Source organism: Microbacterium cucumeris (assembly GCF_058349845.2).
The window spans coordinates 934,573-957,418 of sequence record NZ_JBYRIZ020000001.1 but is presented as its reverse complement, the minus strand read 5'-3'; the positions used below and the strand labels follow the sequence as shown (position 1 = coordinate 957,418).

The 22,846-nt window shown below is 67.0% G+C and carries 21 protein-coding genes; 18 read left to right on the top strand and 3 right to left on the bottom strand.

Annotated features, from left to right (window positions below):
* The first annotated feature begins 73 nt into the window (after positions 1-73).
* The 18 genes from AC3RXZ_RS04750 to AC3RXZ_RS04665 all read left to right on the top strand — a co-directional run bounded on the left by AC3RXZ_RS04750 (position 74) and on the right by AC3RXZ_RS04665 (position 19,499).
* Positions 74-1,012, top strand: a complete 939-nt coding sequence (locus tag AC3RXZ_RS04750) for an ABC transporter permease (protein ID WP_491493300.1) — start codon at positions 74-76, stop codon at positions 1,010-1,012.
* Complete coding sequence (locus AC3RXZ_RS04745) at positions 1,009-1,746, top strand: ABC transporter ATP-binding protein (protein WP_243224837.1); 738 nt, start codon at positions 1,009-1,011, stop codon at positions 1,744-1,746. The genes AC3RXZ_RS04750 and AC3RXZ_RS04745 overlap by 4 nt, the downstream gene beginning before the upstream one ends.
* Positions 1,743-3,686 carry a DUF6541 family protein gene (locus AC3RXZ_RS04740; RefSeq protein ID WP_491493299.1) on the top strand — a complete coding sequence of 648 codons (1,944 nt, stop codon included), beginning with the start codon at positions 1,743-1,745 and terminating at the stop codon, positions 3,684-3,686. The genes AC3RXZ_RS04745 and AC3RXZ_RS04740 overlap by 4 nt, the downstream gene beginning before the upstream one ends.
* Positions 3,687-3,718: 32 nt before the next feature.
* Positions 3,719-4,447: a glycosyltransferase family 2 protein gene (locus tag AC3RXZ_RS04735; protein ID WP_491493298.1), complete on the top strand. Its 729-nt coding sequence runs from the start codon at positions 3,719-3,721 to the stop codon at positions 4,445-4,447.
* The gene (locus AC3RXZ_RS04730; protein ID WP_491493297.1) at positions 4,444-4,845 is read left to right on the top strand and encodes a DUF2304 domain-containing protein; all 402 of its coding nucleotides are present in this window, start codon (positions 4,444-4,446) and stop codon (positions 4,843-4,845) included. The genes AC3RXZ_RS04735 and AC3RXZ_RS04730 overlap by 4 nt, the downstream gene beginning before the upstream one ends.
* Positions 4,842-6,074 carry a glycosyltransferase family 4 protein gene (locus tag AC3RXZ_RS04725; protein ID WP_491493296.1) on the top strand — a complete coding sequence of 411 codons (1,233 nt, stop codon included), beginning with the start codon at positions 4,842-4,844 and terminating at the stop codon, positions 6,072-6,074. The genes AC3RXZ_RS04730 and AC3RXZ_RS04725 overlap by 4 nt, the downstream gene beginning before the upstream one ends.
* A complete protein-coding gene (locus tag AC3RXZ_RS04720) occupies positions 6,071-6,682 on the top strand; it encodes an acyltransferase (RefSeq protein ID WP_491493295.1) in 612 nt (203 codons plus the stop codon). Before AC3RXZ_RS04725 ends, AC3RXZ_RS04720 begins: the two co-directional genes overlap by 4 nt.
* Positions 6,679-7,776 (top strand): DegT/DnrJ/EryC1/StrS family aminotransferase, encoded by a 1,098-nt coding sequence (locus AC3RXZ_RS04715; RefSeq protein WP_491493294.1) that lies wholly within the window; start codon positions 6,679-6,681, stop codon positions 7,774-7,776. The genes AC3RXZ_RS04720 and AC3RXZ_RS04715 overlap by 4 nt, the downstream gene beginning before the upstream one ends.
* Positions 7,773-8,759, top strand: coding sequence for a Gfo/Idh/MocA family protein (locus AC3RXZ_RS04710; RefSeq protein WP_243226156.1), 987 nt, complete (start codon positions 7,773-7,775; stop codon positions 8,757-8,759). Before AC3RXZ_RS04715 ends, AC3RXZ_RS04710 begins: the two co-directional genes overlap by 4 nt.
* Before the next feature lie 3 nt (positions 8,760-8,762).
* Entirely contained in the window at positions 8,763-10,541 is a 1,779-nt protein-coding gene (locus tag AC3RXZ_RS04705; RefSeq protein WP_491493293.1) for an ABC transporter ATP-binding protein, read from the top strand.
* Between the two features lie 23 nt (positions 10,542-10,564).
* Entirely contained in the window at positions 10,565-11,725 is a 1,161-nt protein-coding gene (locus tag AC3RXZ_RS04700) for a glycosyltransferase (protein ID WP_491493292.1), read from the top strand.
* Positions 11,722-13,029: a glycosyltransferase gene (locus tag AC3RXZ_RS04695; RefSeq protein ID WP_491493291.1), complete on the top strand. Its 1,308-nt coding sequence runs from the start codon at positions 11,722-11,724 to the stop codon at positions 13,027-13,029. Before AC3RXZ_RS04700 ends, AC3RXZ_RS04695 begins: the two co-directional genes overlap by 4 nt.
* Positions 13,029-13,451 carry a hypothetical protein gene (locus AC3RXZ_RS04690; protein ID WP_491493290.1) on the top strand — a complete coding sequence of 141 codons (423 nt, stop codon included), beginning with the start codon at positions 13,029-13,031 and terminating at the stop codon, positions 13,449-13,451. Before AC3RXZ_RS04695 ends, AC3RXZ_RS04690 begins: the two co-directional genes overlap by 1 nt.
* On the top strand, positions 13,448-14,770 hold the full coding sequence (locus AC3RXZ_RS04685; RefSeq protein WP_491493289.1) for a glycosyltransferase: 1,323 nt from the start codon (positions 13,448-13,450) through the stop codon (positions 14,768-14,770). The genes AC3RXZ_RS04690 and AC3RXZ_RS04685 overlap by 4 nt, the downstream gene beginning before the upstream one ends.
* Entirely contained in the window at positions 14,767-15,918 is a 1,152-nt protein-coding gene (locus AC3RXZ_RS04680) for a glycosyltransferase (protein ID WP_491493288.1), read from the top strand. The genes AC3RXZ_RS04685 and AC3RXZ_RS04680 overlap by 4 nt, the downstream gene beginning before the upstream one ends.
* 224 nt (positions 15,919-16,142) lie before the next feature.
* Complete coding sequence (locus AC3RXZ_RS04675) at positions 16,143-17,054, top strand: glycosyltransferase family protein (RefSeq protein ID WP_491493287.1); 912 nt, start codon at positions 16,143-16,145, stop codon at positions 17,052-17,054.
* A gap of 59 nt (positions 17,055-17,113) precedes the next feature.
* Positions 17,114-18,193 carry a non-hydrolyzing UDP-N-acetylglucosamine 2-epimerase gene (wecB, locus tag AC3RXZ_RS04670; RefSeq protein WP_491493286.1) on the top strand — a complete coding sequence of 360 codons (1,080 nt, stop codon included), beginning with the start codon at positions 17,114-17,116 and terminating at the stop codon, positions 18,191-18,193.
* Between the two features lie 10 nt (positions 18,194-18,203).
* Positions 18,204-19,499, top strand: coding sequence for a nucleotide sugar dehydrogenase (locus AC3RXZ_RS04665; protein ID WP_243224852.1), 1,296 nt, complete (start codon positions 18,204-18,206; stop codon positions 19,497-19,499).
* A gap of 59 nt (positions 19,500-19,558) precedes the next feature.
* On the opposite strand, the gene AC3RXZ_RS04660 is transcribed toward AC3RXZ_RS04665, so the two are convergent.
* Genes AC3RXZ_RS04660 through rfbA form a run of 3 tightly spaced genes read right to left on the bottom strand, consistent with a single transcriptional unit; the run spans position 19,559 to position 22,835 of the window.
* The gene (locus AC3RXZ_RS04660) at positions 19,559-20,968 is read right to left on the bottom strand and encodes a sugar nucleotide-binding protein (RefSeq protein ID WP_243224853.1); all 1,410 of its coding nucleotides are present in this window, start codon (positions 20,966-20,968) and stop codon (positions 19,559-19,561) included.
* Positions 20,968-21,966, bottom strand: coding sequence for a dTDP-glucose 4,6-dehydratase (gene rfbB / locus AC3RXZ_RS04655; RefSeq protein ID WP_243224854.1), 999 nt, complete (start codon positions 21,964-21,966; stop codon positions 20,968-20,970). Before rfbB ends, AC3RXZ_RS04660 begins: the two co-directional genes overlap by 1 nt.
* A complete protein-coding gene (gene rfbA / locus AC3RXZ_RS04650; protein ID WP_491493285.1) occupies positions 21,963-22,835 on the bottom strand; it encodes a glucose-1-phosphate thymidylyltransferase RfbA in 873 nt (290 codons plus the stop codon). Before rfbA ends, rfbB begins: the two co-directional genes overlap by 4 nt.
* Positions 22,836-22,846: the final 11 nt, after the last annotated feature.

The window sequence follows — 22,846 nt, the reverse complement described above, 5'->3', positions numbered from 1 at the left end:
CCCAGGCACGTAACCTAGACTGGCGTTATCCCCGCGGTGAGCGTCGCTCGCCGCGTGCCGAATGAGTGGGCCTGTGACCGATACCCGAGATCTCTTCACCGCCGTCCCGCGTTCCGAGTTCGACACCCCGGGCAAGAGCCGCGGGCTGATCGACGTGGTGCGCTGGCGCTATCTGCTGAACCTCCTCGTCCGTACCGGGGTGACCACTCGGTACCGCAACTCGGTGCTGGGCTGGACCTGGTCGTACGTGCGTCCTGCCGCGCAGTTCCTGGTGTTCTGGGTCGTGCTCGGTCTCTTCATGAACCTCGATCGCGGCATCCCGAACTATGCGGTGTACCTGTTCTCCGGGATCGTCGTGATCAACCTCTTCTCCGAGGGGTTCAAGAATGCGACCACGTCGATCGTCGGCAATGCACCGCTGGTGCGCAAGGTGTTCCTGCCCCGGCAGCTCTTCGCCGTCTCCGCCGTGATCGTCGCGTTCGTGCACTTCCTGCCCCAGGTCGGGCTCCTGCTCATCGTGTGCCTGTTGCTGGGCTGGATCTCGCACATCACGATCATGTCGGTGCTCGCGATCCTGGCGGGCATGCTCATCGTGATGCTCTTCTCGCTGGGGCTGGGGCTGTTCTTCGGTGCGATCAACGTGCGGTTCCGGGATGCCGAGAACATCGTCGAGCTGATGCTCCTGCTCGCAACGTGGGCGTCGCCAGTGCTGTACGCCTGGACGCAAGTGCAGGATGCGGTCGTGGAGACGCTCGGCTGGCCGCAGTGGCTCGTCGAGATCTACCTGCTCAACCCGATCACCCAGGGCGTCGAGCTGTTCCACTACGCGTTCTGGCGGCCCGCCACGGAGGGGATGGTCTCGGCATCCGGATATGTCGGGGCCCAGCTCATGGACATCCCGCCCGGGCTCGCCTGGAACACCCTGTGGACGTTCCTCATCGCTCTCGGAACGCTGCTGTTCGGCCAGCTCGTCTTCCGGCGCCTCGAAGGAAGGTTCGCGCAAGACCTATGACCGATCAGACGGCGATCAGGCCCAGCATCATCATCGACGGCGTGCGCAAGCGATTCACGCTCAACCACGCCTTCTCCCTCAAGGACACGGTCGTGTCCTGGATCAAGCGACGCAAGCTCACGAGCGAGTTCGAGGCGCTCAAGGGCGTCGACCTCGTGATCGGCGAAGGGGAGTCCGTCGCGATCCTCGGCTTCAACGGGTCCGGCAAGTCGACGCTGCTCAAGCTCGTCTCGGGAGTGATGGAGCCCGACGACGGACAAGTGCTCACGCGTGGCCGGGTCGCGGGACTGATCGAGGTCGGTGCGGGGTTCCATCCCGAGCTCTCCGGTCGCGAGAACGTGTTCCTCAACGCTGCCATCCTCGGGATGAAGAAGCACGAGATCGAGGCCCGCTACGACGAGATCGTGGCCTTCAGCGAGATCGAGGAGTTCATCGACCAGGAGGTCAAGCACTATTCCTCGGGCATGTTCATGCGTCTCGCGTTCTCCGTCGCGATCCACGTCGAGCTCGATGTCCTCCTCGTCGACGAGATCCTCTCCGTCGGTGACGCACCGTTCCGCGAGAAGTGCCGGCTGAAGTTCGAAGAACTGATCGCCCAGGGCAAGACCCTCGTCGTCGTCAGCCACGACATGGAGATGGTCCGCGAACTGTGCACTCGGGGCATCGTGATCAACAAGGGTCGCGTCGTGTACGACGGTGAGATCGAGGGCGCGATCGGGATGGTCGACGCGTGATCGGCGACTGGACCGCCGCGTTGCCGTCGGTGCTGGTCGGCATCGTGCTGATGTTCGTTCCGGGTGCTGCCGCGCTCCTCGGCGTCGGCATGCGGGGCCTTCCGCTCCTGGCGTTCGCTCCCGTGATGAGTGTTGCCATGACCGGGGTATCCGCCCTCGCGCTGAGCATCGCAGGCTTCGCGTGGTCGCCGTGGACGTTGGGTGCGTCGCTGGTCCTGCTGATCGCGCTGGCATGGGTGGTCGGTTGGGGAGTGGGACGACTTCGCGGCAGTGCCGCCCCGGCCGGGGACGCACGCTGGATGCTCCCAGTGGCGATAGCGATAGGCGCCCTCTTCGGCGCATGGCGCTTGATCGCATACATCGGCGAACCAGCGGCGATCTCTCAGACCAACGATGCCGTGTTCCACCTGAACGCCGTCCGGTACATCCTCGAGACTTCAGACGCATCGTCGCTGCATGTGAGTTCGGTGATCGGTGCGCGCAGCTTCTATCCCGCCGCCTGGCACGCGTTCGCTTCGATGATCGCGCTCATCACGGGCGCGGACATCGCGCTGGTCGCTAACGCGCTCACGCTGATCATCGGCGCCGTGGTGTGGACGTTGGGGATCACGTGGTTGACGCATGTTCTGACCGGATCAGCACGAATCGCCGGATTCGCGGCCGTCTTCTCCTCGGCGTTGCAGGCGTTCCCGCTGCTGATGTTCCAGTGGGGGGTGCTCTACCCGAACGCCCTCTCGACGGCGTTGATCCCAGCCGGTCTGGCCGTCATCGTGTCCCTGCCGCGCTGGCTCCGTCGAGAACGCCCCGTGAGAAGCACCGTGCTCGGGCTGCTGATCGGCGCCGTCACGGCCGGCGCGTTGGCGCTGTCGCAGCCCGCGGCGATGCTCGCTTGGGGACTGCTCACCTGCGTGTGGTTCACATTCTGGATGCTGAGTCGCGCCACGCCTCGGCTGATCGCGCGGGTTGTGCTCGTACTGGTTGCTTGGGCCGTGCTCGCCTTGGTCTGGTTCCGATTCTCGAACGGAACGAGCGGGTCGCATTGGGACCCGTTCCGCGGAAATCTCGAGGTCTTCGCGGACGTTCTCCTCAACTCACAGATGGGCATTCCCGCGGCGTTCGGCATGAGCGTTCTCATGCTTGTCGGGCTCGCGAGCGTCACGATGAACCGCTCGCTCTGGTGGTTTGCCGCGGGCTGGCTGGCGGTCTCCGGGCTTTACGTCCTTGTTGCCGCCGTCGACCTTCACCTCATTCGCGATGGGCTCCTTGCTTCGTGGTACGCCGACCCCTACCGGATCGCCGCGCTCGCACCCATCGTCGTCGTGCCTCTCGCAGCGATCGGGTTCGACGCTTTGGTGCGATGGGCGGCTCGGCCGTGGCGGCGAACATCGTCGCCGCGCGGGTCGACCGCAGTGAGCATCATCGCCCTTGTCATCGCCGTTCTCGGGATGCTGATCCTTGTCCTGTTGCGTTCCGTTGCCATGCCGCAGTACATGGACAGGACATTCGAACTCGACTCCCGATATGCCGCAGACCCTGAGCGCTTCGGATACCTCGACCCCGACGAGCGGGCACTGCTCGAGTCATTGGGGGAGTACGTCCCCGAAGGTGAACGGGTCATCGGGAACCCGGGGACCGGCAGCGGATTCGGGTACGTGCTCAGTGGATACGACGTGTTCCCGAGGACCTGGTCACCCCCGAACACCGAGGACTGGGCATTGATCGGTGAGAGCCTCCGCGACGCAGCCGAGGACCCGGACGTCTGCGACGCTCTCGACTCCTATGGCTCTCCGCAGTATGTGCTCGACTTCGGCCCCGGTGAAGAACGGGCCGGACGATGGCTGATGCCCGGCATGACGGACTTCGCCGAACAGGACGGCTTCGAACTCGTCGCCGAGCGGGGAGACGCGTCGCTGTGGCGCATCACGGCGTGCGCGGAGTGAGTCGACATCTCGAATCGGTAAGATCACAGGCGATGCGTCCGGTTGATCTGCCCGTTCTCGTCGTCATACCGGCGCTGAACGAAGAGGATTCCGTCGCGGACGTGGTCCGCGACGTGTCTCGTGCCATCCCGTATGCGAGCGTACTCGTGATCGACGACGGCTCCGTGGATCGCACGGGCGAGCGCGCTGCAGATGCGGGTGCATCCGTGCTGACTCTGCCGTTCAACCTCGGCGTCGGCGGCGCGATGCGAGCCGGATACCGCTACGCACGGGACAACGGCTTCGGCGTGGTCGTGCAGGTGGACGGAGACGGGCAGCACGATCCCGACGTGATCCCCCGGCTCATCGAGGAGCTCGATTCCGCCGATCTCATGATCGGCGCGCGATTTGCGGGAATCGGCGACTACGGCGTCCGAGGACCGCGACGATGGGCGATGAAGTGCCTGGCGCTGATCATCAGTCGCGTCGCACGGACGCGTTTGACCGACGTCACGAGCGGGTTCAAGGCGGCCGGCCCTCGGGCGGTCGCGCTGTTCGCCGACGATTTTCCTGCCGAGTATCTGGGCGACACGATCGAGGCACTGGTCATCGCGGCGCGTGCCGGACTCGTGATCCGCCAGCATCCTGTCGCCATGCGCGAGCGCCAGGCCGGTCGGCCATCGCACAACCCGGTGAAGGCTGCGGTGTATCTGCTCAGGGCATGCGCGGCTTTCGGGCTCGCGATGCTCCGCCCGCGCGCACGTCTGGAGGAGTCGTCATGAATCCGGTCACCTATGCGTTCGGGATCGCCGCGGCCGTTCTCGCCCTGATCGCGATCGTCGAACTCATGCGTCGAGGAACCCTGCGTGAACGCCATGCCGTGTGGTGGTTCGTCGGTGGCGTGCTGGCCCTTGTCATCGCCATCTTCCCGCAGACGCTCACGTGGGCGGCACAGGTGCTGGGCGTGAGCGTTCCGACGAATCTCGTGTTCTTCGTCGCGATCGGGCTGCTCTTCCTCGTGAGCCTGCAGTACGGCGCGGAGCTGACCAGAATCGAGGAGAAGCTGCGCACGCTCGCCGAGCGCAGCGCCTTCCAGGAGAACCGGATCGCCGAGTTGGAGAGGGTCATCGGCGATCGGAAGTCCGAGCCAGGACAAGCCCGGGACGGGGACGACATATGACGCGGCCGAGCCGAGCGCTCATCGCGTCACGATTGTTTCCCCCCGAGGTCAGCGCAGGAGCCTTCCGCCTGGGTGCACTCGCGCGTTCACTGGCACGACGGGGTGACGACGTGACCGTGCTCACCTCGACACCGCCGCGGCACGCGCCGGCGATCGCCGACGCTCCGGGTGTCGACGTGCAGCGGTGGCCCGTGTTGCGAGACAAGGGCGGCAACGTGCGCGGCTATGTCCAGTACATGAGTTTCGATGTCCCCCTGCTCTTCCGGCTGCTCTTCCGCCGGTTCGATGTCGCGGTCGCGGAATCGCCCCCGACCACCGGTCTCGTCGTCGCACTCGCGGCGCTGCTGCATCGCCGCCCGATGGTGTATTACGCGGCGGATGTCTGGACCGACGGTGTCATCTCGATGGGGGCGCCCGGAATCGTCGTTTCGGCGATGCGGCTCATGGAGCGCACCGTGCTGAGGCGGTCCGCCCGGATCATCTCGGTGTCTGACGAGGTCACGGAGCGGCTGATCGCCCTGGGAGCGGAGCCCGGTCGGATCACGACGGTCGGGAACGGCATCGACACCGACATCTTCACGCCGGATGCGGTGCCTGCCGGATCCGACCGATACTTCGTCTATACGGGCACCATGTCGGAATGGCAGCAGCCCGAGGTGTTTGTGCGCGCTTTCGCGCTCGTCGCCGAGGAAGCGCCGGACGTACGTCTTCGGTTCTTCGGACAAGGAGCCGTCGAGCAGGAACTGCACCGACTCGCCGATGAGCTGGTGCCTGGGCGCGTGGAGTTCGGCGGAGTCGTCAGTCCGAGCGAGTCGGCATCCTGGATCCGTGGCGCTTGCGCCGCGCTGGTGAGCATCGTCCCAGGGATCGGATACGACTTCGCGAAGCCGACGAAGACCTATGCGGCCGCGGCCGTCGGCACGCCTGTTCTGTTCGCGGGGCCAGAGACGGGGGCAGAACTCGTGCGCTCGGCAGGACTCGGGCGGGCAGTGGAGTTCACACCGGCATCCGTCGCCGACGCGATGCGCTTTTTCCTCCGCGAAGCCGAGCAGGGCGTGACGGATCGGCTTCGCGCTCAGCGTGCTGATTGGGCACGGGGGCACGTGTCGCTGACGGCTGTCGCGGATCGCGTCGCCGAAGCGATCTCTCAGGTCGTCGATCGTGCGGACGCTAAGCTGGAAGGCGCTTCGGGCCGCGCAGTCGACCCAGGTGAAAGGCCCTCAACGTGACTCACTCCGCATCTGTGCGAATCGTCGACTCCGCCGACGTCTCACCGGACGCCTCCATCGGCGACGGCTCATCGATCTGGCACCTCGCGCAGGTGCGCGAGGACGTCCAGATGGGCGAGAACTGCATCGTCGGCCGAGGCGCCTACATCGGGACCGGCGTCGTGATGGGCGACAACTGCAAGGTGCAGAACTACGCCCTCGTCTACGAGCCGGCGAAACTCGGCGATGGTGTCTTCATCGGTCCGGCCGTCGTCCTCACCAACGACACGTATCCGCGCGCGATCAACCCGGACGGTTCGCTGAAGAGCGCCCACGACTGGGAGCCGGTCGGCGTGACGATCGACCGCGGCGCGTCCATCGGCGCGCGCGCGACCTGCGTCGCCCCGGTCACGATCGGGGCATGGGCGACCGTCGCGGCGGGTGCCGTGGTCGTCAAGGACGTACCCGCCTACGCACTGGTGGCGGGAGTTCCCGCCCGACGCCTGGGCTGGGTGGGGGAGGCGGGCGTCCCGCTGAACCCGGCGGACGCCGACGGCGTCTGGGTGTGCCCGTCCACGGGCGACCGTTACATCGAGAACGATGGCACTCTGAGCAAGGAGACCGTGTGAGCGAGTTCATTCCCCCGGCCAAGCCGATCATCGGCGACGAGGAGCGCGAGGCTGTCGACCGCGTGCTGCGCAGCGGCATGGTCGCTCAGGGGCCGGAGGTCGCAGCCTTCGAGAGCGAGTTCTCGCAGCACTTCGTGCAGGGTCGTCCTGCTGTTGCGGTCAATTCCGGCACGGCAGGTCTGCACCTCGGACTGCTGGCGGCAGGAGTGGGCCCGGGCGATGAGGTCATCGTCCCTTCCTTCACGTTCGCCGCGACCGGCAACTCGGTGGCACTCACCGGCGGAACGCCCGTGTTCGTCGACATCGAGCCGGAGACGTTCACGCTCGATCCCGAGGCGGTCGCGGCGGCGATCACCCCGAAGACCAAGGGCATCCTTCCTGTGCACCTGTACGGGCACCCCGCCAGGATGCGCGAGCTCGAGGCTCTGGCCGCGGCGCGGGGCGTGGCGCTGTACGAGGATGCTGCGCAGGCTCATGGCGCTGCTCTCGACGGGCGCCCGGTCGGGACGTTCGGCGAGTTCGCGATGTTCAGCCTCTACCCGACCAAGAACATGACCAGTGGCGAAGGCGGGATGGTCTCGACCGCGACGGATGAGGTCGCCCGCCGGGTCAAGCTGCTGCGCAACCAGGGGATGGAGCGGCAGTACGAGAACGAGATCGTGGGCTTCAACGCGCGCATGACGGACATCCACGCCGCGATCGGCCGCGTTCAGCTGACGAAGGTCGATGCGTGGACCGCGACACGACAGAAGAACGCCGCCTTCCTGGACGCGAATCTGCAGGGGGTCGTGGTTCCGCCCGTCCTCGACGGGGCCGTCCACGTCTATCACCAGTACACGATTCGTGTCCCGGAGGATCGCGACGGATTCGTCGCGGCGCTGAAGCAGGAGCACAACGTCGGGGCGGGCGTCTACTATCCGATCCCCAACCACCGGCTGCCGTCGCTTGCTCCCTATGCTCCGGGCCTGGACCTGCCTGAGACCGAGCGCGCCGCTCGTGAGGCCGCATCGTTGCCTGTGCACCCGTCGCTCTCCGCGGACGATCTGGAGCGGATCGTGACGGCCGTGAACGCGGTCGCGAAGGCAGGGTCCTGATGGTGCTGCGCGCCGGGCTCCTCGGCGTCGGGATGATGGGGCGGCACCACGCCCGCGTTCTGCGTGAACTCGACGGCGTCGAGCTCGTCGCGATCGCTGATCCGGGTGGGGATCCGCACGGCGTCGCCGGAGACCTGGACGTGCTGCCGGACATCGACGCACTGATCGCGGCCGGTCTGGACATCGCCGTCGTCGCCGTGCCGACGCGTTTCCACGAGGATGCGGCTCTCAAGCTGGCGGCCGCGGGCGTGAACACGCTCGTCGAGAAGCCGATCGCGCACAGCATCGAAGCGGGCCAGCGTATGGTCGATGCGTTCGCATCCGCGGGCCTTGTCGGTGCGGTCGGGCACATCGAGCGCTTCAACCCCGCCCTGCAGGAGCTGCGTCGCCGCATCGAAGCGGGTGAGCTGGGGGCGCTCTACCAGGTGGCCACGCGCCGTCAGGGTCCGTTCCCGTCGCGCATCGCGGATGTCGGGGTCGCGAAGGATCTCGCCTCCCACGACGTGGACCTCACTGCGTGGGTCGTGCAGAGCGACTACGAGCGCGTCTTCGCGCAGACGGCGTTCAAGTCCGGCCGCGAACACGAGGACATGATCACGATCACGGGTCGGACCGCCTCCGGCGTCATCGTGAACAACATCGTCAACTGGCTCAGCCCGATGAAGGAGCGCGTCACCGTCGTAACGGGGGAGAAGGGGGCGTTCATCGCGGACACCTCGACGGGAGATCTGACCTTCTACGCGAACGGCACGATTCCGCTCGAGTGGGAATCGGTGTCGAGCTTCCGTGGTGTTTCCGAGGGCGACGTCACCCGGTATGCGTTCGCGAAGCGAGAGCCGCTGCGCGTCGAGCACGAGGCGTTCCGTGACGCCGTGCTCGGTCAGCAGACCGACGTCGTGACGATGGAGCAGGGGCTGCGCACCCTGGTCGTCGTCGAGGCGGCCCTGGAGTCCGCGCGCGAGGGCGAAGCCGTCCGCATCTGAGACATGAACCACATCGTACGAACGCTCAAACGACTTCTGCCGTTCCTTCCGGCATCGGCACGCACCTTTCTCATCGTCTACGCGGTGGTCAGCTCCGTGCTGGCGGTGGTCGACGTCGTGGCGCTCATGCTCCTCGCGCTGACCCTCGCTGCGAGCGTGAGCGGCCAGGAGATCCAATTACCTGTGATCGGAACGATCGCGGCCGACCAGGTCGTGTGGCTGATCCTGATCTTGGCGATCATCGTCATCGCCAAATCGGCGGCGAACGTCTGGCTGCAGTGGATCGCGACCAGGCGGTTCGCCACGTACGAGTGGACGATCGGCCAGGAGCTCTTCAGCGCGTACATCCGCTCGTCCTGGACGGACCGGATGTCCCGGAACAGCGCGCAGATCGTGCAGATGTCCGACACGGGCATCGCGAATGTCATCGCCGGATTCCTGTTGCCCGTTACGACTCTGCCCGGGCTTCTCGTCACATCCGTCGGCGTAGTCGGGGTGATCGTGGTGGCGCAGCCGATCACAGCGCTCGTGACGATCGTTTATCTCGGCGCGATCGCCGCGATCCAGTACTGGGTGCTCAGCGGCAAGACCCGGCAGGCGGCTCGCGTCGCGCGGGACTCCACGCTCCGCGTGGCCGCGCTCATCTCCGGCATGGTGGCCTCCCTGAAGGAGATCACCCTCCGAGACAAGGCCGATGAGGTGAGTCAGGTCGTCGGCGTGCATCGACGTCGCACCGCGCAGGCCCGAGCGAACAACGGATTCCTCTCGGCCGTGCCGCGGTTCGTCTTCGATGCGGCCATCATCGGAGGATTCGTGATCGTCGGCGGCGCGGCGTTCGCGGTCGGCGGCATCGACACCGCCATCTCGGCGATCGCGCTGTTCGGAATCGCGGGCTTCCGGCTGGTGCCGTCACTGACGGGTTTCCAGTCGGTGCTGACGCGCACCCTGACCTCCAAGCCGTACGTCGACGCGGTGATCGCGGATGTCGAAGCCTCGAAGAAGTTCCTCGCCGACCAGGAGGTCCTGGGCAAGCAACCACTTCCGGGTTCGCCGGAGCTGCTGGAGCTGCGCGACGTCTCATTCACCTTCCCCGGCAGTGACACGCCTGCAGTCCGCGAGGTGGAACTGCGGATCCCGATGGGGACGACGGTGGGGATCGCCGGCGTGTCCGGTGCGGGCAAGTCCACGCTGGTGGACCTGCTCCTCGGCCTTCTCACGCCGACCCAGGGTTCCATCCGGATCGACGGCCTGCCACTCGACGACGTGCTCAAGGCATGGCGCACGCATGTCGGTTACGTACCGCAGGAGGTGACGCTGTTCGATGGCACCATCGCCCAGAACATCGCTTTGACCTGGGGTGACGACATGGACCTCGCTCGCGTCGAGGATGCCGCGCGCCGTGCTCAGCTCTGGAACGTCATCACCGAACGCGCCGACGGTCTGCAGACGCGGGTCGGCGAGCGAGGGCTGACGCTCTCCGGTGGCCAGCGACAGCGTCTGGGCATCGCCCGGGCGCTGTACAGCGATCCGCTCATCCTCGTGCTCGACGAGGCGACGAGCGCTCTTGACACGAAGACCGAAGCGGATGTCGCGGCCGCCATCCGGGATCTCCGCGGGGATGTCACGATCATCGCGGTCGCGCACCGGCTGAGCACGATCCGTGACTCGGACCAGATCCTGTTCATGCAGGAGGGCACCGTCGCGGCGAAGGGCACCTTCGATGAGGTCGTTCACAAGAGCCCCGCGTTCGCTCATCAGGCGCGACTGGCGGGTTTGGCGTGAACGCCTTGACGACGAGGGTCGGGATGGCGCTGGGACTGCTGCCCGATCGAGTGTCCGTGTCGTTGCGCCCGGCCGCACGGCGTTTCGCACTGTCAGACGTGCCTCAGCCCGTCACCGCACCGTCGGGCGACACTCGGTTGTACATCGCGCCGGCCAACTTCGCCGCGCAGGGATACCGATGGGCAAGAGCCGCGGAGCGTCTCCCCGGTGTCGGCGCCGTCAATATGCAGTATCGCACCGCCGGTGATTTCGGATTCCCCGCGGATTACTCGGTATCCGAACGGGTGTTCTGGAACTCGGGGTCTTGGGGCCGCCGCCAGCGGGATGCTGTTGCGCAGGGCTTCACGCATGCAGTGTTCGAAGCGGAGCGGCCGATGTTCGGCCTCGCCTTCCTCGGGCGCATGGAACGTGAAGCGCGCTGGTTGCTCGACCGCGGCCTCGAGGTGGGACTGGTGAGTCACGGTACCGACCTGCGATTGCCGAGCCGGCATGCGCAGCTCGACCGGTGGTCGCCGTTCCGCGATGGCGAGCCGACATGGATCGCGGCGCTCGAAGCGAGGGCACTGAAGAATCGCCGGCTTCTCGAGAAACTCGGCGTCCCGGTTTTCGTTGCGACGCCTGAACTCCTGGGTGATTGGCCGGACGCTGTGTGGCTGCCGAATGTGATCGACCCGGCTGACTGGACCAACGATCGCCCGGCACTCTCCGGCGATGTGCCGATCGTGTTGCATGCACCGACGAATCCGGCGGTCAAGGGCACGGCGCTCATCGAACCGGTGGTCGAGCAGCTGTCGGCCGACGGCATCATCGACTACCAGCGCATCATCAGGGTTCCGGCATCCGAGATGCCGAGCCGCTATGCGCAGGCAGACGTCGTGCTCGACCAGTTCGCAGTCGGGATCTATTCGACGACATCGATCGAGGCCATGGCTGCTGGGCGCCTGGTGCTGGCCCACCTGCATGATCAAGTACGTGATCACATCCGCGAGATCACCGGCCTTGAAGCTCCGGTGGTCGAAGCCACGCCTGACACCATCGGCGACATCCTGCGCGATGTCGCCGCACGTCCGGAGCATTACCGGGAGATCGCGCAGCGCGGTCCGGAGTACGTGGCGGCCGTGCACGACGGATCCCTCGCGTCTCGTGTGCTCGCGCCATTCCTCGGGAAGGGCGTCCCTTCGTGAGTCGGCACCTGCTGTTGACCGCGTGGGCCTTCGCGCCGGCGCGCACGAGCGGCGTGTATCGGGCGATCGGACTGGCGAACGCCTTCTCGGAAGCTGGATGGCGGGTGACCGTTCTCACCGCACCCGAGAAGGTGTTCGCCGACGAGGGGGTCATGGACCGGTCATTGTCGGCGCAGGTGGATGAGCGAGTTCGGGTCATCGAAGTGCCGTTCTCCTCGGTCTTCTATTCGAGTGATATCTCGGAGTGGAACTGGGCGCGTGCCCGACACGCGGAGCTGTGGTCTGCGGTGCACGGACGTCGATTCCCCGAGCATGGGTTCGGCGATTGGGCCACGGCGCTGGAGAAGGCCGCAGAGGGGATCCACAGGGAGGATCCCGTGGATGTCGCCCTCGGCACGGCGAGCCCGTCGGTCGACTTCATCCCCGGCTGGTATCTCAAGCGCAAGCATGGCGTGCGCACCATCATGGACTATCGGGACGCGTGGACGATCGACGTCTTCAGCGGAGGTCGCAACCCGCGCGCGACGGCGCGCTCCGAGCGGTGGGAGTCACGGCTGATCGACGTCGCCGACCAGGTGTGGTTCGTGAACGACCCGATCCGGGACTGGCACGCGGAGAAGTATCCGGACGCGGCGACCCGGATGCGCGTCGTTCCGAACGGATTCGACGTCGTCGGCGGCGTTTCGCCCGCGGTCGCCTTCTCGGCGCCAGGGGAGACGCTCACCTTCGGCTACATCGGCACGATCAACCTCGGCCAGTTTCCGGCCGAGCCGTTGCTCGACGGCTGGCGTCTGGCTCGCAGTCGATCCGACGAGGTCGCGTCTGCGCGGCTGGTCTTGCGCGGACACCTCGGTCGAACGGGCATCGCGGACGCCGAGCTCGAGGACTTCCTCCATCGCGCGTCCGACGCGGGCATCGAATATGGCGGACCGGTCGCAAAGGCTGACGTCAGTGCGGTGTACGCGGGGTTCGATGCCCTTGTCCTCGCCCTCGCCAGCGGTCCCGGCGTCACAAGCGGCAAGGTGTTCGAGTTCGCAGGCACAGGACTCCCTGTCGTCTCCGTGCACGACCCCGCAAGCGCGGCGTCGTCGATCATGTCCGGCTCGCCGGTATGGACACCGGCGGTATCGCTGGATGCATCGGATATCGCGGATGCCTTCATCGCCGGTGTCCACGCGATCCGTTCCCAGACGGAGACATCCCGTGCCCGCGCGATCGCCTGGGGCGCACAGTGGGAGCGGCACCGGCAACTCCAGCACGCCGTGAGCGAAGTCACGAACCTGTCCGAACGGAGCAGCACCTGATGCGCGTGGTCATCTTCTCGCCGACTGATTCCTATACCGCCGAGGTCCTGCCAGTCCTGGCTCCCGATGACTACGTCACTGTCGTCCGATGGGCAGGCGACGGATCCGACGAGCCGGGGCGCATCGCGGTGGGGCAGGGAGCGCTGTCCGCACGTCTCGTCGAGGCCGCGCGCGGGAACGTACTGGCGCGCACACTCGTGCGTGCCACGCCGCTGGACACCGGAGTGCGGTTCTGGCGCGCGACTCGTTCCGACCCGCGGGTCGGGCAAGAGGTCCGCAAGGCAGACCTTATCGTTGCCCCGGAACGGGACGGCGGATACGCGGCCTGGGCCTGGCACAGGCTGGCCTTACGCAAGTGGCGCGAGATCGCCGCGGTCGCCGGGTACCCGGCTGCCCGGAACGTGATCGCGCAGAGCCGATGAGCGTGCGCCCGCACCTGCTCTACACGGCGTGGGGCTTTCCGCCCAGCCGCGCGGGCGGCGTCTACCGTGCGCTGGCGACGGTGAACGCGTTCGCCACTCGCGGCTGGGATGTCACGGTGCTCACGACCCCTCGCGAACTGTTCCTCGATTCGACGGGTGGAGACGAGGCGCTGGAGCGTCGCATCGATCCCCGCATCCGTATCGAGCGCCTTCCGGTGTCGACGCCGGCATTCAGTTCGGACATGGCGGCGTGGACGCGGCTCCGCGCTCGTCATCCGGAGCTGTGGATCGCGGCGGACTGGAGGCATGACCTCGTGCGTTTCCCGGAACGCGCCTACGGCCGCTGGCGTCCCACACTGGAGAGGGCCGCGAGTCGTGTGCACCGGGAACGGCCGGTCGACCTCGCGCTGGGTACCGCGAATCCCCACGTGGACTTCATTCCCGGGTGGGCGTTGAATCGCGCAGCGGGCGTCCCGTACGTGATGGACTACCGGGATGCATGGCGACTCGACGTCTTCTCCGGACGCACGCTTCATTCCGATCGGTCGAGAGTCGGTCGCTGGGAGCGGGGCATGCAGGATGCCGCCGAGGAGATCTGGTTCGTGAACGAACCCATCGCGAAGTGGCACCAGGAACGCAACCACGCCGCCGCCGAGCGCATGCAGATCGTGGCGAACGGGTACGACGAGTACGAGATCCCCCTGCAGGTCCCGATTCGACCGGAGCGTCGTGGCGGCCTGCGATTCGGATACATCGGCACGGTGTCCGAGAACGTTCCGATGCGTGAGCTTGTCGCCGGGTGGAAGCGAGCGCGGGAGCGCTCCGACATGCTCCGTGGTTCACAGCTCGTCGTGCACGGCTACCTCGGCCACTTCGGTGGCTCGGGATCAGCCGGCGACGCGCTCGCCGAAGCGGAACGGGACGGGGTCGTCTTCGCCGGTCCGGTGAGCAAGGCGACGATCGGGGGAGTCTACGCGGATCTGGACGTCCTGGTTCTTGCCCTCGGGAGTGGACGTTACGTGACCAGCGGCAAAGTCTACGAGTATGCGGCGACCGGAATCCCGATCGTATCCGTTCACGACCCGAGGAACGCGGCGACCGATGTGCTGCGAGAGTCGCCCGCGTGGGACGCGACGGTCTCGCTCGCCGCGGAGGATGTGGCGACGGCCTTGATCGCAGCGGCGACACGGTCGCTCGCTCAGACCCCGGCCGACCGAGCGGACGCCCAGGCATGGGGGCGCCGTTTCGCACGTGAGCGCCAGCTGGGCGCTCGCATCGATGCGCTGCGGAAGCGAGTGGACCAGTGGGAGCGATCATGAGGGTGGCCGTCACGAAAGTCACTCTGCGGGTGCCGCCGACCTACTTCGCAGTGCAGCACGCGATCGCGTTGAGCGACAGGTTCGATTTCCGGTTCTTCGCGTCCGCTGCGGATGTGACCGACGACGCGGTGTCGGAGCGTATCGCGATCACCGACGTGAGCCGGAGCATCCCGCTGCTGCGCCGCCGCCCCTATGCTTTCAGGAACCAGGTCGCCCCGTTGCTGGACGTGCCGACGTCGAGGGCGATCTCGCGCTGGACGCCCGACGTGATCCACCAGCACTTCGCCAACCTGTCGGGCGCAGCGGTGCGCGCACACCGTCGTCGCCAGGTCCCGCTGCTTCTCACCGTGCATGGCGCGGACGTCTACGTGCCGCTGACTCCGCTCGCCTCCCGTCGCGGCACCTCCCGAGCGCTCTTGGCGCGGCATCAGCGAACGGTGCTGCGCGCGTTCGATGAGGCGACGTCGATTCTGGCCGTCAGCGATTATCTGGCGGGGCGAGCCGTTGAGGCCGGGGCCGATCCCCGGAAGGTCGAAGTGCATTATCAGGGCATCGACACGGACCTGTACACCCCGGCCGGCCGGCGCGAGCGCCATGATGTTCCCGTGATCGCCTTCGTCGGTGCGCTGTCCGAAGCGAAGGGCGTGCGCGATCTTCTCGCGGCATCCTTGACCATCACCCCGCGGTTGCCGCATCGGCTGGTTTTCGCGGGGGATGGGCCGCTGCGGGAGCTGCTCGATCGCGCCGCTTCCGAGCATCCGCACGTCGAGGTTCTCGGCTCGGTCACGCGCGACCGGATCAAGCAGCTTCTGGGAGACGCGACTGCGCTCGCGTTGCCGACGCAGGAGTGGAGAGGATGGCGTGAAGCCGCCGGCCTCGTGACTCTCGAAGCCCAAGCCATGGGCGTCCCGGTCGTCGTCTACGATTCCGGTGGTGCCCGCGAGATGTTCGAGGATGCGAGCACGGGGCTGCTCGTCCCGGAAGGGGATGTCGTGCAACTCGGCGGCGCGCTCGAGCAGATCCTGGCACTCCCCGAAGCTGAGCACGCGGCCATGGGGCAGCGTGCCCGGGCGTTCGTCGTGAAGAATCGAAGCCTAGCTGTGAGCGCCGCGCAACTCGCTGATCATTACCAGGAAGCAGTGTCATGACCGTCCGAATCCTCTGCATCTCGTTCTCGGACATCCGCAGCGACGCTCGCGTACTGCGCCAGCTGGAGGTGCTCGCTCGCCATGGCGAGGTCACAACGCTCTCCTACGGTGACCGTCCGGACGCGGCTGCGGATCATCTCTCGATCCCGAGCGAACTGCCCTCGCTGCCGCAGACACCGGCCGGCGTCGTCAAACTCGCGCTGCGGCGATTCCGATCCGTCGCCATGGGCGCACCCGCCGTCAAGGCAGCCAGGGAACTCCTCGGTGACCGCGAGTTCGACATCGTGGTCGCGAACGAGGCGAGAGCCCTTCCCCTCGCCTTCGAGGTGGCCGGGTCTCCGAAGGTCTGGTGTGACCTGCATGAGTGGGCACCGGCTGAGCGGACGCATGTCCTTTCGTGGCGGCTGCTGGTCGCGCCGTTCATGACCTGGGTCTGCGCCCAGTATCTGCCTCGCGTGGCTGCCGCGACGACCGTCAACGGCTCGATCGCGCAGATGTATCACGAGCAGTTCGGCGTCCGCTGCGATGTCGTTCGCAACGCCATCGCTTACCGACCCGATCTCAAGCCCTCGCCGCCCGTTGATCACACGCGTCTGGTCCACAGCGGGGGCGCAGTTCCAGGACGCAACCTGGAAGCGATCATCGATGCCGTCGATCTTCTCGGCGACGGCTACACGCTCGACCTGTACCTCGTGCAGTCGCGGCAGGCGGAGTCGTACTGGAAGCAGCTGGTCTCTCGTATCGCGCAGAGTCCTCGCACGCAGCTGCACGCGGCTGTGACACCGGATGAGCTGCCGGCGACCTTGAATGCCTACGATCTCGGCGTCTATGCTCTTCCGCCGCATACGCCGAACCACCGGCTGATGCTCCCCAACAAGTTCTTCGACTTCGTCCAGGCCCGCTTGGGTTTCGTGTTCGGCCCGTCCGTCGAGACCGACCGCCTGATCGAGGAGAACGGTCTGGGTGTCATCGCAGCAGGCTACTCGGCGGCGGACCTCGCGACCGCCATCCGCGGGCTCACAGCCGACCAGATCACCGGTTTCAAGACAGCCACCGACCGTGTGGCGGAATCTCTTTCGTCAGACGCTGATGTCCTGATCGAGAACGAGATCCTGAGCAGATTGGTCGGGCAGTAACTGGCAGCAAAGAGCTTGGTTCACCGGCGCCCGATGACAGCCCGGTAGACTCGCAGACCGTGAAGATCGTCAGCGTCGTCGGGGCCCGCCCGCAGTTCGTCAAGCTCGCTCCCATCCACAAGGCCGCGAAGGCCGTCGGTGTCGACCACGTCATCGTGCACACCGGCCAGCACTACGACCCGATGCTCTCGGATGTGTTCTTCGAGGATCTCGGCATCGGCGCCCCCGACGTGCACCTCGGTGTCGGCAGCGGCTCCCACGGTGTGCAGACGGGCGCCATGCTCGCGGCGCTGGACGCCGTGTTCGACGAGCACCGCCCGGACTGGGTCCTCGTGTACGGCGACACGAATTCCACGGTCGCGGCGGCTCTGAGCGCCGTGAAGATGCACATCCCCGTCGCTCACCTCGAGGCGGGCCTGCGCAGCTTCAATCGCCGCATGCCCGAAGAGCACAATCGGGTCATGACCGACCATGCCGCAGATCTGCTCCTCGCGCCCACCCAGGTGGCCGTCGATCATCTCGCGAGCGAAGGGCTCGCAGCCCGGACGGTCCTGGTGGGCGATGTCATGACCGACGTGCTGCTCGAAGTACGCGACGAGGTCGCCGGACGACCGTCCGTGCTCGTGGACGAACTCGGGCTCACGCCGGGGGAGTATTACGTTGCGACGATCCACCGCGCGGAGAACACCGACGATCCTGCGCGGCTCGCCGAGGTCGCGGCCGGTCTGGCCGGGCTCGACAAGCCGGTCATCCTGCTGGCGCATCCGCGCGTGGTCACCAAGGCAGCCGCGCACGGCATCGAACTCACGCAGGGCTCACTGGTCGCGCACGCGCCTCTCGCGTATCCGGATCTCATCGCCGCCGCGGTGTCCAGCGCCGGCGTCGTCACGGACTCCGGAGGACTGCAGAAGGAGGCGTTCCTCCTGCGCGTGCCCTGCACGACCGTGCGCACGGAGACCGAATGGGTCGAGACGATCGACTTCGGGTGGAACATCCTCGCCAACACCGCCGAGGAGATCGCCGCCGGCGTCTCCCGTCCGCGCCCGGCGGACACCGATGCGGCACCATATGGGGACGGACGAGCCGCGCAGCGGGTCGTCGAGACCCTCCTGAACGCCTCCGCATCCACCGCCCCGTAGACTGGATCCCATGCGTATCGCCGTCGTGGCCCTCGGAAAGATCGGGCTTCCCCTCGCCGTCCAGTTCGCCTCCTCCGGTCACGATGTCATCGGCGTCGACGTCAACCAGAAGGCCGTCGACACCATCAACGCAGGGCAGGAGCCGTTCCCCGGTGAAGCCCACCTGCAGGAGCGTCTGGCCGAGCTGATCCCGGCCGGCAAGCTGCGCGCCACGACCGATTACGCCGAGGCGATCCCCGGTGCGGACGCGGTCGTCCTGGTCGCCCCGGTCTTCGTCAACGACGAGACCTGGGAGCCCGACTTCAAGTACATGGATGCCGCGACGACCTCGCTCGCCGAGCACCTGACCCCCGGCACGCTCGTCTCGTACGAGACGACCCTGCCCGTCGGCACCACCCGGACGCGCTGGAAGCCGATGCTCGAACAGGGCTCCGGTCTCACCGAGGGCGTAGACTTCCACGTCGTGTACTCGCCCGAGCGCGTGCTGACCGGCCGCGTCTTCGAGGACCTGCGCAAGTACCCCAAGCTCATCGGCGCACTGTCCCCCGAGGGCACCCGCCGCGCCCGCGAGTTCTACGAGGCCGTGCTGCAGTTCGACGAGCGGCACGATCTGCCCCGCCCGAACGGGGTGTGGGACCTCGGTTCGACCGAGGCGTCCGAGATGGCCAAGCTCGCTGAGACCACGTACCGCGATGTCAACATCGGACTCGCGAACCAGTTCGGACTCTTCGCGGCATCGCACGGCATCGACGTCTACAAGGTCATCGAGGCCTGCAACTCCCAGCCGTACAGCCACATCCACCGTCCCGGCATCGCGGTCGGCGGACACTGCATCCCGGTGTACCCGCGCCTCTACCTCTCGACGGACCCCGACGCCGACATCGTCCGGGTCGCCCGCCAGCTCAATGCGTCGATGCCGGAGCGCCTCGTGGCGCAGGCCGAGGGCATCCTCGGGGACCTGTCCGGCCGCCGGGCGGTCGTGCTGGGCGCCGCCTACCGCGGGGGAGTCAAGGAGACCGCGTTCTCCGGCGTCTTCCCGACGGTGACCGCTCTCACCGAGCGGGGCGCCGAGGTCTACGTCCACGACCCGCTGTACACCGACGACGAACTGCGCGCGCTCGGCTTCCAGCCCTATGCGCTGGGGGATGCCGCCGACCTGGCGATCCTGCAGACGGATCACGCCGACTACAAGCAGCTCACCCCGGAGAGCATCCCCGGGGTGAAGCTCCTCGTCGACGGCCGCAACGCCTCGGATGCCGCGCTGTGGGCGGGAACCCCGCGCATCGTCGTCGGCACCGCCGGCTGACCCCCCCGGCGGAAAGAACTCCCCACAGGCCTGCGCCGCGGGGAGTTCTCGTCTTCCGGTCAGGCGCCGAGATACTCGGCGAGTGCTTCGGCGCCGTCGCGCGGCGTGAAGCCCGTGGCTGTGATCTTCGCCAGATCGAGCACGCTGTTCGCCGGTCGCGGCGACACCGGCCCGACTGCCCCGGCGAAGTACTCGGCGGTGGTGACCTCGGTGACTTTGCCCGGGTCGTGACCGGTCAGTCGGTACACGTCCCGGGCGATGTCGGCCCAGGTGCGCGGCGGCCCGCTGCTGGTGACGTTGTACGTGCCATGGGGTGCGCGCGATTCCAGTAGGTGCACGATCGCGTCCGCGATGTCCGTCGTGAAGCTCAGCCGACCGACCTGATCGCCGACCACCGTCGGACTCACGCCGCGTTCGGCGAGCGAGCGCATCGTCGCGACGAAGTTCCTGCCGTCGCCGATCACCCACGAAGTGCGGACGATGTAGTGCCGCGGCGCCGTCGCCGCCGCGATGTCGCCGGCGGCCTTGGTCTGGCCGTACACGCCCAGCGGGCTGAACGAGGCGTCCTCCGAATAGGGAGCGTCTGCGGTCCCGTCGAACACATAGTCGCTGGAGACGTGCACGAGGGTGATGCCGTTGTCCCGTGCGACGGAGGCCAGTGCGCCCACAGCCATCGCGTTCGCCTCCCAGGCCGCCGAGCGTCCATCGGGGGTCTCGGCGGTGTCGACTGCTGTGTACGCCGCAGCATTGACGATCGTGCCGTAGTCCCGCCAGCGCCGGGCGCCGGCGAACCCGGGTGCGGACAGGTCGAGCTCCGCTCGGGTCGCGTACTCGATGTGCCCCTGATCGCCGAGGCGGTCGCGCAGCGCACGTCCCAGCTGGCCGGCCGCTCCCAGCACGAGGATCCGCCGAGGCGCGATGGCGGCGACCTCCGCCAGACGGGGATGCTTCCTATCCTTGTCCGAGATCTCGACCTCTGACAGGGGGATCGGCCAGTCGATCGCGACGGTCTCATCCGCGAGGTTCAGGAAGGAATAGCTCGCGTTCGGCGACCAGTGGTCGTTGACGAGATATATGTATGCCGTGTCCGGCTCGAGGGTCTGATAGGCGTTGCCGACGCCTCGGGGGACGAAGATCGCTCGGGACGGATCGATCTCGGCCGTGAACACCGCCCCGAATGTGGGGCCCTCGCGCAGGTCGACCCAGGCTCCGAAGATACGCCCGGTGGCGACCGAGACCCATTTGTCCCACGGTTCGGCGTGGATGCCGCGCGTGGTGCCGACCGCGTCGTTGAACGAGACGTTGTTCTGCACCGGCCCGAAGTCGGCCAGACCCGCCGCGATCATCTTCTCGCGCTGCCAGTTCTCCTTGAACCACCCGCGGGAGTCGCCGTGCACGGGCAGGTCGGCGATCAAGAGCCCGGGGATCGGGGTCTCGCCGATCGACAGAGCCTTGCCGAACTGCGTCATCACTGCCCCTTCGAGGCGTAGAACGACTCCGTGGCGTCCTTGGACGGCGACCACCAGTCCTCGTGCGTTCGGTACCAGTCGATGGTCGCCGCAAGCCCGGCCTCGAAGTCGCCGAATCGCGGACGCCACCCCAGTTCGGAGCGCAGCCTGCGGGAGTCGATCGCGTACCGAAGGTCGTGTCCGGCCCGGTCAGTGACGTGGTCGTACGCATCCGCCGGCTGTCCCATCAGGGTCAGGATCAGCTCCACGACCTCGCGATTGTTCTTCTCGCCGTCCGCGCCGATGAGATACGTCTGACCGATCTCGCCCTTCTCGAGGATGGTGAGCACGGCCGAGGAGTGATCGTCCGCGTGGATCCAGTCGCGCACGTTCTCGCCGGCTCCGTACAGCTTCGGGCGGATGCCGCGGAGCACGTTGGTGATCTGCCGCGGGATGAACTTCTCCACGTGCTGATATGGACCGTAGTTGTTGGAGCAGTTCGAGATCGTCGCCTTCACTCCGAACGACCGGACCCAGGCCCGCACGAGAAGGTCGCTTCCTGCTTTCGTGGACGAATATGGCGAGGACGGGTTGTACGGTGTCGACTCGGTGAACCGGGCCGGGTCGTCGAGCTCGAGGTCTCCGTACACCTCGTCGGTGGAGATGTGGTGAAACCGCGTACCGTGCCGCCGAGCGGCCTCAAGCAGCGTGTAGGTGCCGATGATGTTCGTGTCCAGGAACGGGCGCGGATCATCCAGCGAGTTGTCGTTGTGCGACTCGGCGGCGTAGTGCACCACGGCATCCGCGTCGGCGAACAGCGAATCGACAAGTGCGGCGTCCGTGATGTCGCCGTGCACGAACGTCACCCGGTCCTCATCCAGCCCGTCCAGCGATGCGCGGTTGCCGGCGTAGGTGAGGGCGTCGAGAACCGTGACGTGGTGGTCGGTCGTCGCAACCACATGATGGACGAAGTTGGAGCCGATGAATCCGGCGCCTCCGGTCACGAGCAGACGGCTCACGCTTTCCCTCTCTCCAGCAGCTCCAGCAGATACGCGCCGTAGCCCGACTTGACCAGCGCCCGGGCGCGCTCGTGCAGCTGTGCGTCGTCGAGGAATCCCTGACGCCAGGCGACCTCTTCCGGGACGCCGATCTTGAGCGCGGTGCGGCGTTCCATCGTTCGCACGTAATCCCCGGCATCCGTCATCTGGTCGAAGGTCCCCGTGTCCAACCATGCCGTGCCGCGGGGGAGCACTTCCACCTGCAGCTTCCCGCGCTCCAGGTAGGCACGGTTGATGTCCGTGATCTCGTACTCCCCGCGTGCGCTCGGCGCCAGCCCGCGAGCGATCTCGATCACGTCGTTGTCGTAGAAGTAGAGCCCCGGAACCGCATAATTGCTCTTCGGGACCGACGGCTTCTCCTCCAGCGAGATCGCTCGCCCCTCGGCGTCGAACTCCACGACGCCGTACGCGCCGGGCTCGGCGACCCAGTAGGCGAAGACCGCGCCGCCGTCGAGCCCGCGGAACCGCGACAGACGGCTGCCCAGGCCCGGGCCGTACAGCAGGTTGTCGCCGAGAACGAGGGCGACGTCGTCGTCGCCGATGAAGTCCGCGCCGATCGTGAACGCCTGTGCGAGACCGTCCGGGGACGGTTGCTGCGCGAAGGAGATCGAGATCCCGAACTGCGAGCCGTCACCCAGCAGCCGCACGAAGTGCTCCGCATCGTGCGGCGTCGTGATCACCAGGATCTCCCTGATGCCGGCGAGCATGAGCGTCGACAGCGGGTAGTAGACCATCGGCTTGTCGTACACCGGTATGAGCTGCTTCGAGACGCCCAGCGTGATCGGGTGCAGCCGCGTCCCCGAGCCCCCAGCGAGAATAATCCCCTTCACGCCTCCCATGC